Genomic DNA, 14,493 nt, shown 5'->3' with positions numbered 1-14,493 from the left:
CGGAGCCTTTCAGGTTCTCGGCCGGTGCGCGCCTAACTGAGCAGCACGGCCGATAGTGCCAAACCAGCCAGTGTACACACGACGGCGATCGCCACCGCCAAACCCCACACGGACCAGGCGCGCTCCGCCGCAATCCACTCCGCGATCGAAGCAAATCTCTCGCTGCGGCGTGAGATCGAACTGCCGGCGCATGCAAGCACCAGAGCCAACGCCAGATAGGTGAAGATGCCGACCGTTACCAGCAGCGTACGGTAGCGCTGCCCAGCGACTACTGCGGCGGCAAAAGGCGCCAGAACAGCAATAAAGTACCACCAAACCCGATGGCTGAGCCCCCAGAGCGGCGAAAGCGTGAGGCCCGCCCATTGAAACCGCGGAGCTCGCGCCTCACGCGCAACGGATACACCATCGGCCGGCGCCGAGGCGGGCAGCCATGTGGAGGCCGTCTCGTCGGCCGCGTTCGCCACATACCCATATGGCGCGCCACAAACTTGGCACGTAGACCGAGCGGCGCTCATTGCGCTCCCACAGAGCAGACAGCGGCGGATAACCAGGTTCGGAGCAGCGGCCGCGTGACGCCGTCGCTGCCTGGCCGTGGTCGACAGCGCCGGAAGCGCAGGAGGCATCGGCGGTACCTGGGGCGGCAGGGGCGGAACGCGGGGCGGCAGCTCCGGTAATTCCGGCAGCTCCGGTAGCTCCGGCAGCTCACCGGAACTCGTTTCAACTCCATCGCTGTCGGGAAGGTACATGCCGCTGCCTCGGTCCGGATCAATCCGCTCGCGCCGGTTCCGCTTCCATGGCGCCCGCGCAAGTATGTTATTATATCCAACGGACGCGGGCCGGGCGAAAGCAGGGAAGTAAGATGACAGGCAGCGCCAGCAGCATGCCGGCAGGCTTGACGATGGAGCGCGCTTCAAGGCGGATTCAGGAGATGGACGCGCAGGAGCGACCGCGAGAGCGCCTCGAGACCTATGGCCCGCACGATCTGGCGCTGCGTGAACTGCTCGCCATCCAGCTCAGGACCGGGCTCAAAGGCCGATCCGCCCTGGAACTTGCCGAGGATCTTCTGCAGCAGTTTGGCGGCATAAAAGGCCTCGCCGGAGCATCAGTAGCCGAAATGGAGGCGATACACGGCGTGGGCAAGAGCAAGGCCGTACAGATCGCCGCCGGCATTGAACTCGGTAAAAGACTCTACGAAGCCCACGCCTCATCGGCGCAGCTTATCAACAATCCACAGGGAGTGTACGACCTATTGTGGACAACGATGCGCGATGAACGGCAAGAGGTGTTCGTGGCGCTCGCCCTGGATACGAAGAATCAACTGATCCGCCGCCAGGCGCTTACGCGGGGCACCGTTAACGCCAGCCTGGTGGATGCCCGCGAGGTGTTTCACCTGGCCGTTTCACTGAAGGCCTCGTCGCTGATCGTGGCGCATAATCACCCGAGCGGCGATCCAGCGCCCAGCAAGGCAGACCTCGACGTTACGCGCCGACTTGTTCAGGCCGGCCAAATTCTGGATATACCGCTGAACGACCACGTAGTCATCGGGCATAACAGGTACACAAGCCTGCGCGCCACCACCGATATCTGGGCCAATGCGCGCGGTTAGCTTTCGGTGCACCGCCGTTGCTTTGGCCGGCCTTGCGATTGCCGGCGCAGCGGCAGCCGCGGCGCAGACGGCGACCAAAACGCCGCTTCCAGCGCTGCGAATCCGCATCCATAACTCGCTCTTCGGCGCTATCGAAGCCAGTTCCGACGGCGGCGAACACTGGAGGCTTATTGGGCGCGTGATGCGCCCGGCCAATGCCACGGTGGTAGACAAGGCCGCCCATGGCGTCGGCGTATTGTCGCGCTCCGGTCGGTTTGGCGGAGCCGTCTGTATCGGTCACCAGTATGCGTTTTACCTGCTGCCCGGCGAAGATTCGATGAAGCTAGCCCGTGAAAGCGCGCTTCACTCCGAGAGTCAGAACGCCAGCATCATCACGAACCTGCCCGCGCGGCACAGCCTGTTCGGCAGCCTGATGCCGCCGGCCGGCAGCAGCGTCGAGCTGCAGCGAGACGGCCACGTCATTCCTATACCGGATCCGTACACTCCCGGCACCGGTGACCAGCTGGTTGTTGAGTGCCCTCCGCCGGGTTCGACGCCTGCCGCCGTCGCGGACGCGGCTCGGCTGACCGCGGTGGCGGATCGGTATGCCAGTTCGGCAGAACAGCGCGCAAAGGTGGCAGGATACCCCGTGGTTCACGGCACGCTGACCATCCACGCCAACCTGCCGTCGGATCCTCGCCACGAACTGGCGGCCGTTATGTTCGCAATCGACGGCCAGTCGGTGTCGGCACAGAACGCAGCGCCGTTCATCTACAGATGGGATACCACGGCAGCAACCAATGGAGAGCACGTGGTGGAAGCGCAAGGCCTGGACAACGCCGGCGCCGTTGTGACCCGCCGAAGGGATCTCGTGGTCGTGGAGAATCCCGTCCCGCCGAATCCGGCGGCCGGACCCATTGGCAGCAGCGGAAATCCAACGCAGCGACAGGCCGCCAGCCCGTAGAGGCGAGATGAAGCGCGAGCTGGGAGTCGTGGGAGTTCACCGGCTCAATTTCTCTCCAGCACGCCGTCTCGGACGGTGGATGAACGCGGCGCTTCGTGTGCCGCCGCACGGTCCATCGGTCACAGGCCAACGCCACATTCGAGAGGCGTGAGCTCCGGTCTCCCTGACAGAAGGATCGACAGGAATCGGTCTAAACTAAGTTGAGGAGTGAAACCCGCTCACGGTGCGCCGGCTCGGGAGGGAGCGTTGCGCGAGGGCGGACACAGGTTGACGGTGTACGTGCCCGGATGGTGGAACGGTAGACACAGGGGTCTTAAAAACCCCGGCCCTTACGGGCATGCGGGTTCGAGTCCCGCTCTGGGCATTCCGGAACCCGGTGGAACTGGCCGGGACGAAAGAGCGATAGTGCGCCGCGCGAACAGGGCGTTACAGAAGCCGCGAGCCCGCAGCCAGGCGGTTCCGCTCTGGGACGAGGTGGCAGTGCCGGCGTATTACCACATTCCAGCGCTCAAGCCGCCCCGATGCCGGCTCAAACCGACTCGGGATACGAACCCAATACGCGCACAAAGAGGCTGTGCTGCTTCAGGAGATTGATCGCATCCGCCACGCCTTTATCCTGCACGTGGCCCTGAGCATCCACATAAAACACATACTGCCAGGCAGCGGTTTTTGTGGGCCGCGACTCGATCATCGTGAGGTTTACGTCGTACTTTTCAAATGCGTTCAACGCGTGAACCAGTTCGCCGGCGCGATTGTGAACCGAAAACATCAGCGAGGTTTTGTCGCGCCCGCTGCGCTCAGGCTCGTTATAGCCGAGTACCAGGAACCGCGTTCGGTGCTGCGGATTGTCCTCAATGTGTTCACACAGTACCGGAACGTTGTACCGTTCGGCCGCCAGAGCATTGGCAATCGCGGCGCTCTCGCGGTCGCCGGCGGCAAGTTCCGCAGCCCGTGCCGTACTGGAAGCTTCAACCTCCTCCACGCCCGGAAGGTGGTTGCGCAGCCACTGACGGCACTGAGCAAGAGGCTGAAAATGTGTATAGAGGCGGCGCACATCCTCCAGCTTTTCACAGTGCGTCAACAGATTGTTCACGATCGGCTCGTACACCTCGGAAACAACCCGGAGGTTGGAGTTAAGAAACGTGTCAAGCGTTTCCGGCACCACGCCGGCCCACGAGTTCTCCACCGGTACGATGCCGTAATCGCACGTGTTGCGCTCAACGGCGGCAAAGACCTCGGCGATAGAGCCTACCGGTATCTGAAGCGAGGAACTGCCGAATTTGGTGATGCAGGCCGCCTGGCTGTTCGTGCCTTCCGGTCCCAGGTACGCGGAGGAGATCGGCTTCTCAAGCGCCCGGCATGCTGAGATGATCTCACGGAATATCGCACGGATGGCCGGTGTATCCAGCGGACCGCCATTGCGCTCGACGATCCGCTTGAAAATCGCCTGTTCCCGTTCCGGGGTAAAATAGTGTGCGCGGCTCCGGGTTTTGGCGGCTCCAATCCGGCGAGCCAGGTCGGCCCGCTGATTCACCAGTACCAGCATCTGGCTGTCTATCTGATCTATCTCTTTGCGCCATTCCGGCAAACTCATCGCTAGTCACTTTCCTGCGCCGTACCGGCAAGAGTCGGTACGGCGTAATTTCCCCGCAGAGGCGGGCGTTTCCTGCGCACCAAACCGGCTGATACCGCCTAGCGAGCGCACAAGGCCCGCCCTATGAATCACAAGCGATGGTTTCACCGCGATCCGGGACGGACGTCCGATGTCTCGGTGCCGGAAGGTCTTTGGACCAAATGTCCTTCGTGTGACGACATCGTCTTCACGAAGGACATCGAGCGAAATCTTCGCGTTTGTCCAAAGTGTGATTATCATTACAGGCTTCCAGCGTACGAACGCCTGGGAATGACGCTGGATGAGGGCACCTTTACCGAAACGGACGCCGGGTTGCGCTCGGTTGATACCCTCGCCTTCCCAGACTACGCCTCCAAGCTGGCGCGCGGAGCCGAACGAACGGGCCTCAACGACGGCATCGTCACGGGCGTGGGCGAGATCGAGGGGATCCCCGTGATCGCCGGAGCCTCAGACTTTGCGTTCATGGGCGGCTCGATGGGCGGCGTGGCCGGAGAGAAACTGGTGCGCGCGATGGAGCGTGGCGCCGACAACCACAAGCCGGTGGTGCTCTTTACAGCATCTGGCGGTGCGCGGATGCAGGAGGGTCTGCATTCACTGATGCAGATGGCGAAGACCAGCGCAGCGGTAGCCAAACTGGCCCGGGCGCGTGTTCCGTACATTGTGGTGCTTACCGACCCCACCACCGCCGGTGTCTACGCGTCGTATGCTTCGCTAGGCGACATCATCTTTGCCGAGCCGGGCGCCGTGATCGGCTTTGCTGGGCTTCGGGTGGGTAACCAGGATGTTGGCGTGAAGCTGCCGCCAGACTTTCAGCGTCCCGACTTTCAAAGCCGGTGTGGGATGATCGACCGCATCGTGCCGCGGAAAGAGCTTCGCGCCACTCTTGCAACAGTGCTCGCGCTCCTTACGGAAGCCGCTCCAGATGGCTAGTAACCCGCTCGAGTTTGAGCAGCCGATCGCCGAGCTGGACGACCTGATCGCCGAGTTGAAGCGCGTCGCCAGCGACCCGGAAGCGCGGAACAATGCTGCTGCACAGGGCACGGACGTCGACGCAGAGATCGCCCGCGTTGAAGAGCGCCGGCGCGAGATGCTGCAGCAGATTTTTGAGCAACTCACGCCGTGGGACGAAGTCCAGATGGCTCGCCATCGCGACAGGCCATACTCGCTGGACTATATCCGATTGTTGTTCACCGACTTCGTGGAGCTGCGCGGCGATAGAACAAATGCCGACGACCAGGCGATCGTGGGCGGGCTTGCCAGGTTTCGCGGCGCACCTGTGGTTGTTATCGGGCACCAGAAGGGCAGAGACCTGCGCGAACGGCAGCTGCGTAACTTCGGCAGCGCACGTCCAGCCGGATTTCGGAAAGCGCTGCGCCTGATGCAGCTGGCGGAGAAGTTCAGGCGTCCTATCATCACGCTGGTGGATACTCCGGCCGCCGAAGCCAACCTGATGGCTGAAGAGGAAGGCATAAGCACAACCATTGCGGTTTCGCTGCGCGAAATGTCTACTCTGCAGACTCCAATCGTGGTAGCTGTCATCGGTGAGGGCGGCAGCGGCGGCGCACTTGGCATCGCTCTTGGCGACCGCGTCCTGATGCTGCAGCACGCCGTGTACTCGGTGATCCCACCCGAAGGTTGCGCGGCAATACTCTGGAACGACCGTGGACGCGCGGCCGAGGCTGCCGCCGCGCTGCATCTAACGGCTGCGGATGCCATGGCATACGGCCTGGTGGATGAAGTGATTCCCGAGCCACTTGGAGGTGCGCACCGCGATCCTCAGGGAGCTGCCGACACGCTGGGCGAAGCGCTTGAGCGACGCCTGAAGGAGTTGTTCGCAGTCCAACCGTCTGACCTGCCCGCGATGCGGTACGCAAAGTTCCGGGCGATGGGTCGCTGGACCGAGTCTGAAATCGATCCGCCGGCCTGACTTCCTTCGGCAGGAATCGCGTTCATCGAGGCGTAACGGATCGCAGGCGGCAAATGATGGCCCCGCCGCGGTCCGTTTTGGTGGAGCGGCGGGGCCGAGCGCCATGCGCGGGGAGGCCGATCCGCCTCGGCCTCCCCGCATCGCGTTGCCGCCGTAACGGTCTGCAGCGCCCCGCAGACCGTCCGCCGACACCACGCTGTTCAATTCCTCGCCGGGCGGATCCTCGCACGGTCCAACCGCCATTGGTCCGCCGGCTATAGGTAGGAACGAACCGATGCGGCGGGCGTGACATTGCACCTCGCCTGCGGTCAACGCTGCCTCGCCGAAACCAGCCGCCAAACCAACACGTCGCTATTGCCGGAGGCAAACGCATGAAGTGGCAGTTCCTGGGTCCGCAGGATTTAGTGGAAACCGGCTTGCCACGTGCGCACACATACCGGCTGAATGTATGGAGGTCGCCGGTACCCGGCGGCTGGTTGGTGGCGGCGCTGAATTCGCGCAGCACGGCGCCGCAGCCGGTCATCTCGTTCTATCCGGATCCCGACCACCTCTGGACGGGCGCGCACGACGCAAGCTCCGATATGCTGTTGCGTCCCGCCGCGGGCGCCGCGGCCACTTCGCAGCCCGAGGAGTTGGTGCGAGCAGCAAGCCGGCCGGCACGGAAGCGAATCGGCTCGTGACCACGGAGCGAGATTTGAATTGATGTTGGCTCACACAGCAACAAGCCCTCCGCAATTGCGGAAGGCTTGTTGAATTCTATTGGCCCCGCCGGCTGCTGGGCATCCCCAACCCGGGGCGCCATCATCACCGGCGAACGACACTGAGGCGGATATGGTCTTACAGTTTGCGCTTTTACGCCGCGCTTTAGCGTTTCGCTCGCACTCCGCATAACCAGTCTATGCGGTGGGTTGCGATCCTACTGCCTTTGTCGCGTCAGCGTCTGGCCCATCCAAAACTGTCCGGTGGCGTTATACCCTACCTCCCTTTCCAGCGCGGCAACCTCAAGATGACTATCGTGTTTTCGTCCATCTTGAACCTCCGGGCTATCCAGATTATTAGGTTCCGCGGCCCACGGTCCGCAGACCGCTCCGCGTTCCGAGCACCCACCTCTTTCTACGTTCCGGGTCATGATACGTTACCCGGCGCCGGATGTCAAGGCCAGTGGTGAGGCTTTTTTCGCCCTCAGAGTTTGAAGCCGAAGTGAACAAATCGCCCGCGTCCGGCGCAGCTAAGCATAAAGAAGCCACGGCTTGCGCTGAGCCGCGAAGGATGAAGCTGTATTCCAGGCAGCCCATATTTCCGCCGAGTCTGCCCCGGCCTGGAAGCGGCGGCGAACCACGTCGGTGCCACAAACCATGTCAAACATCCGCTCCTGATCGGCTCTGGCGAAAAATGCGATATGCGGGACTAAACGCCGTGCGGTTACCATCAGCTCAAAGTTGATGCGCGTCAACTGCGCCGATGCCGGGTCATCAATCCTGATTCGAACTCCGCAGTCCACAGCGCCGCTGCCGGATCCGGGAACGCGCCACTGAAACGGCAGGAAGCGTACGCCAGGCAGAGCCCTGGCATTGAGAGCGTCTGCAAAACGCGTCGAGTCGATATCGCTGCGGCCGGCAACCAGAAACTCATCCGGCGTATCGATCCCGATGCTCAACCCGGGTAACTCGCCCATGATGCCGGTGGCCGCGTAGCCCCACGCGGCCTCCGGCGTTGGGATGTGCGGGCTAGTGGGGCGCCACGGTAGATGGGTATCGCGCCAGAACATCCGCCGGTTGTAACCCTCCATCGGGATCACCTGCAGGTGACAGGGGTCGCCCATCCACCCACTCCCGTTGATCATCCGGGCGAGTTCGCCAACGGTAAGGCCGTAGCAGTACGGTATCGGGTAACTGCCTACAAAGCTGTGGTACTGCGGGCCCGGTATGTTTCCCTCGATCCGATTGGCGCCCGCAGGCGATGGCCGGTCCAGCACCACAAAGCGAAGGCGGTGTTGCGCGGCGGTCTGCATGGCCAAACCCATTGTGCTGATGAAGGTGTAGGAACGCGACCCAACGTCCTGAATGTCGTAAACAATGGTGTCAATACCCTTCAACATCTCCGGCGAAGGCCTTCGCGTTACGCCGTAAAGAGAGTAGATTGGGAGGCCTGTACGAACGTCGCGTCCGTTCTTCACGGCTGCACCGGCGCCGGCTGTTCCACGCAGGCCGTGTTCGGGCCCAAACAGCGCCTTCAGATGCACATTGGACGCTTTCGCAAGCAGGTCGATGCCACTGGCGCCGTCGGGTGCTATGCCGGTGGGATTGGTAATCAGCCCGATCGAACTTCCCGCCAGGTCACGGAAGTCCATTTGGCGAGCCACTTCCAGGCCGGGCAGTACTGTGCCTGTTGCGGCCGCGCGTGCCGGCAGCCAGGCGCATGCTGCGCCAAGAAGCCCGCGTCGGCTGAAGCGGCGCCCGCCGCCCGATTCACCCGGCGCCATCACGAATGGATCGCACTTTGCTCAAGAGGCCGCTTGTGCGGTCCGGCGGCGATACATCGGCGCCGGATGCAGCGTCGAGCAGCGGCCACCAGTGGTACCGGTCGATGTAAGAGAGATCAAAAACCATCCAGCCTTCGCTTTGCGTGGCCGCCGCGTTCAGCGCCCGAACAAACTCGCCGGGGTGACCCTTGTAATCCTTGGCAAAGATGCCTGCGTAAACCCATGCCCCGTCTGCCACGGCATTGCTCGAAAGTCGCGCCGCCGCTTCCACAGTGGCGCCCTGGCTGCGCCCCAGTCGCTGGGCTTCCGATGGCGTGGCCACCGGGTAGTAGCATCCGGTTGAGACCCAGTTGAAGTACTCGGCATATCCGGTTTCCGGGTAGGCGGCCGTGAACCACGGGTACCGGAGCGCCGTTCGCGGGCTACCCCAGTTCACGCCAACCTGGTAGTAATCCGGATACCACGATCCCACGTAGGTACCCAACGAGGCCCCGGGGCGCGCCGTGTGCACCGTCTGGGCAAGGTCGGCCACGAAGCCCTGAATCACGTGTGCCCGAAACTGCAGCCACTGCTTGAAAAGTGGTCCGCGCACTATCGGGTTGCCGGGTACAGATGAAAACGAATACACATCCTCCGGCCACTGCGATACCGGCCGACCTAACCACGCCTCGAATGCCGCTCGCGTCACCGGACTGAAGTCATTGTAAAGATTGCTGTACCTCAAGCGGTCCACAACGATGCCGTCGACCGCATAGTTCTGCGCAATCTCGCGTACCATCCCCAACTCGTAGCTCCTCACCGCGGGAATGAGCGGGTTCACGAAATCGGCCACCTTTTCGCTCGGAGCCTGAGATATCGGCACAATCGCAGTTTCCACATCGAATCGCATCGGATCGCCCGGATGAACGTTCCGCGATACCCAGGCCACGTCACCCGGCCGGGTTACCGGCACAATGTGGCCGCCATCGGGCGCAACCAGAGGGTCATCGCCCAGGAGAGCGCTGTCCACCACGCCATCCACACGGTTTTGCGCATCCATCACAACGTTCAACTGGGCGCCGGGCTGCATGGCGGATTGAGCAGTTACATCGGTCTGTTGCCGCTCCGGCGTCTCCAGACCAACCATGGCATTCGGGCCCTCTTCGCCGAGAATCGTCGTGGTATCCGAGACTACAACGGGCCGAGCAGGGTTTGTCGGCTCGTTCGGAACGCGCAGCTTCAGGCGTGAGCCATTCGCCGCGATCAATCCGCGGTCCACGGTGTAGACCATGCTCTGCCATTCCGGGTGGGAATAGGCCGGTCCCACACTGAAGTACTTGTGCCCCTCGCTGAGGATGTTCACCGAAGCATCCACGGCCATACCGGCAGCGTGACCCAGTTTGACAAATGCCGCCAGCACGTCAAAATCGGGGACCGGTCTACCCAGCCACTGCGTCATGCGCGGTGCAATCCGGCTGTTGTAAAGCACCTCGCCCGCTAGCGGCTTCACATCCACCACCAGCGTGTTTACGTGCGCCGCCTTGCACTCTGCCACCACATGCGCCACACCGGCCTCGGTGGTCGTGTAGTTGCGGTACCCCCCGGGACTGGCCGGGTCGGTGCGAAAAAGGTTGGCCGTACCATCCACCCACATCACACGGCCCTGTAAGCCCAGGCCGGCCGATACGCCACGCGCCAGGTCGGTAACCGACTGGCCGCTACAAGCCTGTGGCGCCGATGCACACAGTACTGCGGCAAATAGAGCAAGTGATAGTCGCGTCAAAGGTCTTCCAACAGCGACGCGCGACGGGCTACTACCGGGTAGAGGCGCTCGCCATACACCGGCGCAATGTGCGCCTGATTGAAGCGAAACTCCTCGTCGATAACAAAAGTAAACGCCTCAGTGAGGGTGCAGAACTTTTTCAGCTCGGCAACCTCGTCCGGCGTTTCCGGCACCAGCCGCAGCGTTACGGCTATCCGCCGCCCATCTTCATCCTTCATCATCGGCTCGCCGGGCCGCATGCCTTCAAATACCGCCTTCATGCCATTACCTCCGCCGTGCTGTCGCCGGCCCATGAACCGGAATATACGATCTCGGCAGGGCCGCTCATGAGTATGTCACCGTCGCTCTGCCAGGTTACCACCAGCTCGCCACCGGCGCTTCGGACCCGCACCGGCGAATCGCGCTGCGCAGTTCCGTGCATCACCGCGGCCACGGCTGTGGCGCACGCGCCGGTTCCACAGCCCAGTGTTTCTCCCGCCCCACGCTCCCAGATGCGGATCGCAAGCGCACCATCCTCCGCCTGCCTGGCCCACATCAAACTGGTGCGCTCTGGAAACCGGTGGTGGTGCTCCACGCAGGATGCAATACGCTCGAACTCCAGGTCCGAACCGGGCAATGGCGCAAACGTGACTGCATGGGTCGATCCCGTGGAAACGCACGTAACCGGCAAGCGTGAGAATCCGTTTGGCGCGTCGGCAAGCTCCAGCGGAAAGTCACAGACTGTATCGCCGGGGGCAACCATCGGGATGGCATTCGGGTGCAGCGCAGGCGGGCCCATGTTCACGGTAAAACCGGCTGATCGGCCGGCGGCGTCCGGTTCAACAGTAATCTGGTGGACGCCATTAAACGTTTCCAGCGCTAGTGCCGGTGCGGTGTAGCCGCAACTCTCGGTGAGCCATCGCGCCACGCACCGCATTCCATTGCCGCAAACGTCTGGTGAGCCATCCGGGTTGTACATGCGCATCATGGCATCGGCAACCTCGGAACGATCCACAACCAGCAGACCGTCCGCGCCTACCGAGAATCGGCGACGGCACAGTTCCACGGCCAGTGCCGGCCAGTCGGCGGCTGGAGCGACGCGAGCGTCGATCAGCACAAAGTCGTTGCCGACGCCCTGCATCTTTACAAATCGCAGCTCGGCATCCATTCGATTTATAGAGCCACGGCGCCCGGGCTAGCCCTTCAGCGCCTCCGCCCCGCCAACAATCTCAGAAATCTCTCGCGTTATGCCGGCCTGGCGGGCCCGGTTCAGGCCGAGCGTCAGGTTGGTAATCATTTTGCCGGCGTTATCTGTGGCGGAACTCATGGCCGTCATACGGGCGCCATGCTCGCTGGCTACGGCCTCCAGCAGCGCCTGAAAGATCTGGCCCTCTACATACCTCGGTATCAGCGACTGCAGAAGCTGCTCCGCAGTTGGCTCATAGATATAGTCCTCAGCGGCGGCGGTTCCCGCGGCACCCTCCAGCGCGTCGGGCTGAACCGGAAGCAGCAGCAAATCGGTGGGGCGTTGAGTCATTGCCGTAACGAAACGCGTGTAGACCAGAACCAGCCGGTCGATCGTCCCGTTCTTGAAGTCGGCCTCGATGACGCGCATCACATCACGGGCTTCCGAATAGGTGGGAGCCGTGGCATTTATCGGAAAAGTGTGCTCGATAGCGTAGCCGCGCGGCGTGAGGAACTGTATTCCCTTTCGCCCCATCAGATAGAGCTTGAGTTGAGATCGGTCGTACCCGTTGAGCAGCTCGGTAGCGCGGCGAAGCAGCGCCGAGTTGTATGAGCCTGCAAGCCCCCGGTCCGACGTGATGATCAGAAAGCCCACGTTGCCCGGTTCACGCACCTCAAGCAGCGGGTGCGTTACGTCGCTTCCCGCGCTCCGCGCAAGCCCGGTCATCATTTCCCGCATCGACTGGGCGTAGGGCCTGGCCTGCTGAACGCGATCTTGCGCGCGTTTCAGGCGGGCCGCGGCCACCATTTTCATCGCCCGCGTGATCTGCTCAATGTTCTTCGCAACGCGGATGCGCTGCCGGATCTGCCGAATAGTCGCCATAAGTCAGTCCTGTGGCCGTACGGCTGAGAGCAGTGCATCCACCAGCGCGTCGTCGGCCGCTTTCGCGTCTCCGGGATATCTGGACTCAATACCCTCGGCAAAAGCCTTGAACTCATCCAGGCTCACGGCGCGCCGCCCCTCCTTTTGAGAGAGGTACGAGCAGCCCACAATAGCAGAGCACTCCGCGCCGAAGCTTGCAGTGGAGATCGACGGTACGCCATTGCGAACGCACTCCACCATGTTGAGGATTTCGCCGTAGAAGCTGCTGGGCCAGTGCTGCCATGTTGGGCCACTGACGAACAAACGGCGCTGATCGCGGTCCCAGGCATCCACCACCACGGCGAATCGACCGTTTTCGTTCGATTCGAACCGGATTTTGCCGGTGGTGCCGATGATCACGGTATCCGGCGAGTCGCGCTCGGACCATGAACCCTCCACGTGGGCACTCGTCCAGGCGCCTGTGTTGGGGTCCTCAAACCGGATAAGAATATGCGCATCGTCCTCCACGCGCACCTGCTGAAACCGGCCGTCGATGATCCGATGGGGCATTCGGATTTGCATGCCGAACGGGTCGGCCGCTTTCACTAACTTTGGCCGCCGGCTCATCCCGGCGATGTACCAGGCAGCGCCGATCGCGTGGATCCCGTTATCCAGCAGTGAGCCGCCTCCGCCAAACTCACTGTTCCAGAACTTGCCATTCCCTTCCGGTCCACCGTGAGCGGTGGCAAAGAACATCAGCAGCGGCTCACCGATGGCGCCGCTGCGCACGAGTTTCATGGCGCTGTAGTAGTCCGGATCCCATAGCCAGTTCTCATTGTGCTGATAGAATCGGCCGGACCGCTCAACGGCAGCCAGCAGTCGCTTCGATTCCAGCCAGCTGCGTGAGAGTGGCTTTTCACACATCACGTTGAGGCCGGCGTTCAGGGCTTGGATGGAGAGTGGCGCGTGCAAAAAGGGTTGCGTGCAGATATCCACCAGGTCCACGTTGTCTTGAGCGATCACCTCGCTGATATCAGAGCGCACCTGAACGGCATCGCGGTCGCGCTCCAACAGGTCGGCCGCTTCGGTCTCCTTGCGCTCTCGCAGCTCTTTGATCTTTGCCTCAAACACGCTGTGGTGCCGCGCCAGCGCCAGTTTCTGCGCCTCAGGATCCGGATCGCACAAGGCAACGAGCTGCGCGTGTGGAATGTGCGGATAGGCGGGCAAATGGGCGCCGCGATAGATGCCACCTGTGCCGATGCCGGCTACACGCACACGCCGGTTTGAATCCATATCGATTTCCTTTCGAATAACGGCCGGCGCTATCACCGGCGCCGATGTCGACTGCACCACCGGTATGCCCGGCACAGCCGGCGGCGCCAAAGCCGGAACCGCCGGTGGGGTCGCCTCTGTCACCGGCGGGGCAACGGGCGGCGCCGATGCCGGCTGCGCTGCCGGCCCGTCCAGCGCCTCGGCCGGCACATCGCCACGCACCTTCGCCTCGAGGGCGCTCAACATCTCGTCCAGCGTCGACTCCGACGGCATCTCGATGCGAGAGACCGGTTGGACGGTTCGCGCTTGCCCAGCGGCCGCGGCTGAGGCTTCTTCACGGGCCGCGGCCTCGTGCTGTATCTCACGGGATTTGGAAAATGCCCGGTCCAGCAGTTCGTCGGCCGCAGTTGGCCAGCCACTGTTGGTAATCTTCTGATGAATAGCCTCGCCAAACCGGGCTTTCATCTCGCGCAGTTGTTCCAGAAGCCGGCCCTGCTCCACCGGGAGCGCGGTCTTGGCGGTATCGGCTTCAACCTCAGCCTGCACCAGCATCCTGTTCAGGCCATCGAGTTCCTGCTGGCGGCTTTTGATATCGGCATCCAGGTCCTTGAGCAGTTGCGGGTCGTTGAGCTGCTCAGAGGTTCGGCGCTTCGCCTGCCGATCCTCAAGAACGCGTTTGGCGGCCGTCACCTGGTCCTGGAGGCGATTGCGGCGCATCACCGCAACTACCACGCGCTCCTTGACCTCATGGAACGCCACGCTCAGCTGTCGGATAGCCTCCGCCAGCTGCTGCTTGGGGTCCTGAGTGGGCTGTTCTGGCGGCATGGCGCGTTCGGCTTACC

At 62.6% G+C, this 14,493-nt stretch carries 13 protein-coding genes and 1 tRNA gene; 6 read left to right on the top strand and 8 right to left on the bottom strand.

The annotated features are described in order from the left end of the window. Positions 1-32 precede the first annotated feature (32 nt). The gene (locus tag KGJ62_06215) at positions 33-746 is read right to left on the bottom strand and encodes a hypothetical protein (protein ID MDE2126165.1); all 714 of its coding nucleotides are present in this window, start codon (positions 744-746) and stop codon (positions 33-35) included. Between the two features lie 113 nt (positions 747-859). Here KGJ62_06215 and radC point away from each other — a divergent pair, with 113 nt between their 5' ends. From radC to KGJ62_06200, 3 genes are all read left to right on the top strand, one after another. Further along, on the top strand, positions 860-1,606 hold the full coding sequence (gene radC, locus KGJ62_06210; protein MDE2126164.1) for a DNA repair protein RadC: 747 nt from the start codon (positions 860-862) through the stop codon (positions 1,604-1,606). Continuing rightward, the gene (locus tag KGJ62_06205) at positions 1,593-2,549 is read left to right on the top strand and encodes a hypothetical protein (protein ID MDE2126163.1); all 957 of its coding nucleotides are present in this window, start codon (positions 1,593-1,595) and stop codon (positions 2,547-2,549) included. The genes radC and KGJ62_06205 overlap by 14 nt, the downstream gene beginning before the upstream one ends. Before the next feature lie 281 nt (positions 2,550-2,830). Beyond that, positions 2,831-2,913: transfer RNA gene (locus KGJ62_06200), tRNA-Leu, on the top strand. Between the two features lie 165 nt (positions 2,914-3,078). Here KGJ62_06200 and pheA read toward each other — a convergent pair. Beyond that, positions 3,079-4,143 carry a prephenate dehydratase gene (pheA, locus tag KGJ62_06195; protein MDE2126162.1) on the bottom strand — a complete coding sequence of 355 codons (1,065 nt, stop codon included), beginning with the start codon at positions 4,141-4,143 and terminating at the stop codon, positions 3,079-3,081. Between the two features lie 123 nt (positions 4,144-4,266). Here pheA and KGJ62_06190 point away from each other — a divergent pair, with 123 nt between their 5' ends. The 3 genes from KGJ62_06190 to KGJ62_06180 all read left to right on the top strand — a co-directional run bounded on the left by KGJ62_06190 (position 4,267) and on the right by KGJ62_06180 (position 6,789). Next, complete coding sequence (locus KGJ62_06190; GenBank protein ID MDE2126161.1) at positions 4,267-5,112, top strand: acetyl-CoA carboxylase carboxyltransferase subunit beta; 846 nt, start codon at positions 4,267-4,269, stop codon at positions 5,110-5,112. Continuing rightward, positions 5,105-6,109 (top strand): acetyl-CoA carboxylase carboxyltransferase subunit alpha, encoded by a 1,005-nt coding sequence (locus KGJ62_06185; GenBank protein ID MDE2126160.1) that lies wholly within the window; start codon positions 5,105-5,107, stop codon positions 6,107-6,109. The genes KGJ62_06190 and KGJ62_06185 overlap by 8 nt, the downstream gene beginning before the upstream one ends. A gap of 371 nt (positions 6,110-6,480) precedes the next feature. Beyond that, complete coding sequence (locus KGJ62_06180; GenBank protein ID MDE2126159.1) at positions 6,481-6,789, top strand: hypothetical protein; 309 nt, start codon at positions 6,481-6,483, stop codon at positions 6,787-6,789. Positions 6,790-7,337: 548 nt separating this feature from the next. Here the strand turns inward: KGJ62_06180 and KGJ62_06175 are convergent. From KGJ62_06175 to KGJ62_06150, 6 genes are read right to left on the bottom strand one after another with little or no spacing between them, the layout of a single operon-like run. Further along, entirely contained in the window at positions 7,338-8,594 is a 1,257-nt protein-coding gene (locus tag KGJ62_06175; GenBank protein ID MDE2126158.1) for a DUF1343 domain-containing protein, read from the bottom strand. Beyond that, the gene (locus KGJ62_06170; GenBank protein ID MDE2126157.1) at positions 8,578-10,353 is read right to left on the bottom strand and encodes a family 10 glycosylhydrolase; all 1,776 of its coding nucleotides are present in this window, start codon (positions 10,351-10,353) and stop codon (positions 8,578-8,580) included. Before KGJ62_06170 ends, KGJ62_06175 begins: the two co-directional genes overlap by 17 nt. After that, positions 10,350-10,613: a hypothetical protein gene (locus KGJ62_06165; GenBank protein MDE2126156.1), complete on the bottom strand. Its 264-nt coding sequence runs from the start codon at positions 10,611-10,613 to the stop codon at positions 10,350-10,352. The genes KGJ62_06170 and KGJ62_06165 overlap by 4 nt, the downstream gene beginning before the upstream one ends. Beyond that, the gene (locus tag KGJ62_06160; GenBank protein MDE2126155.1) at positions 10,610-11,500 is read right to left on the bottom strand and encodes a diaminopimelate epimerase; all 891 of its coding nucleotides are present in this window, start codon (positions 11,498-11,500) and stop codon (positions 10,610-10,612) included. The genes KGJ62_06165 and KGJ62_06160 overlap by 4 nt, the downstream gene beginning before the upstream one ends. A 27-nt stretch (positions 11,501-11,527) precedes the next feature. Then, a complete protein-coding gene (atpG, locus tag KGJ62_06155; protein ID MDE2126154.1) occupies positions 11,528-12,400 on the bottom strand; it encodes an ATP synthase F1 subunit gamma in 873 nt (290 codons plus the stop codon). 3 nt (positions 12,401-12,403) lie between these two features. Beyond that, complete coding sequence (locus KGJ62_06150; GenBank protein MDE2126153.1) at positions 12,404-14,476, bottom strand: Gfo/Idh/MocA family oxidoreductase; 2,073 nt, start codon at positions 14,474-14,476, stop codon at positions 12,404-12,406. Between the last annotated feature and the right edge of the window lie 17 nt (positions 14,477-14,493).

Source organism: Armatimonadota bacterium (assembly GCA_028871815.1).
Lineage (GTDB): Bacteria > Armatimonadota > Chthonomonadetes > Chthonomonadales > Chthonomonadaceae > REEB205.
Note: the sequence above shows the minus strand (reverse complement) of the source record. Positions and strands in the feature narration are given on the sequence as shown.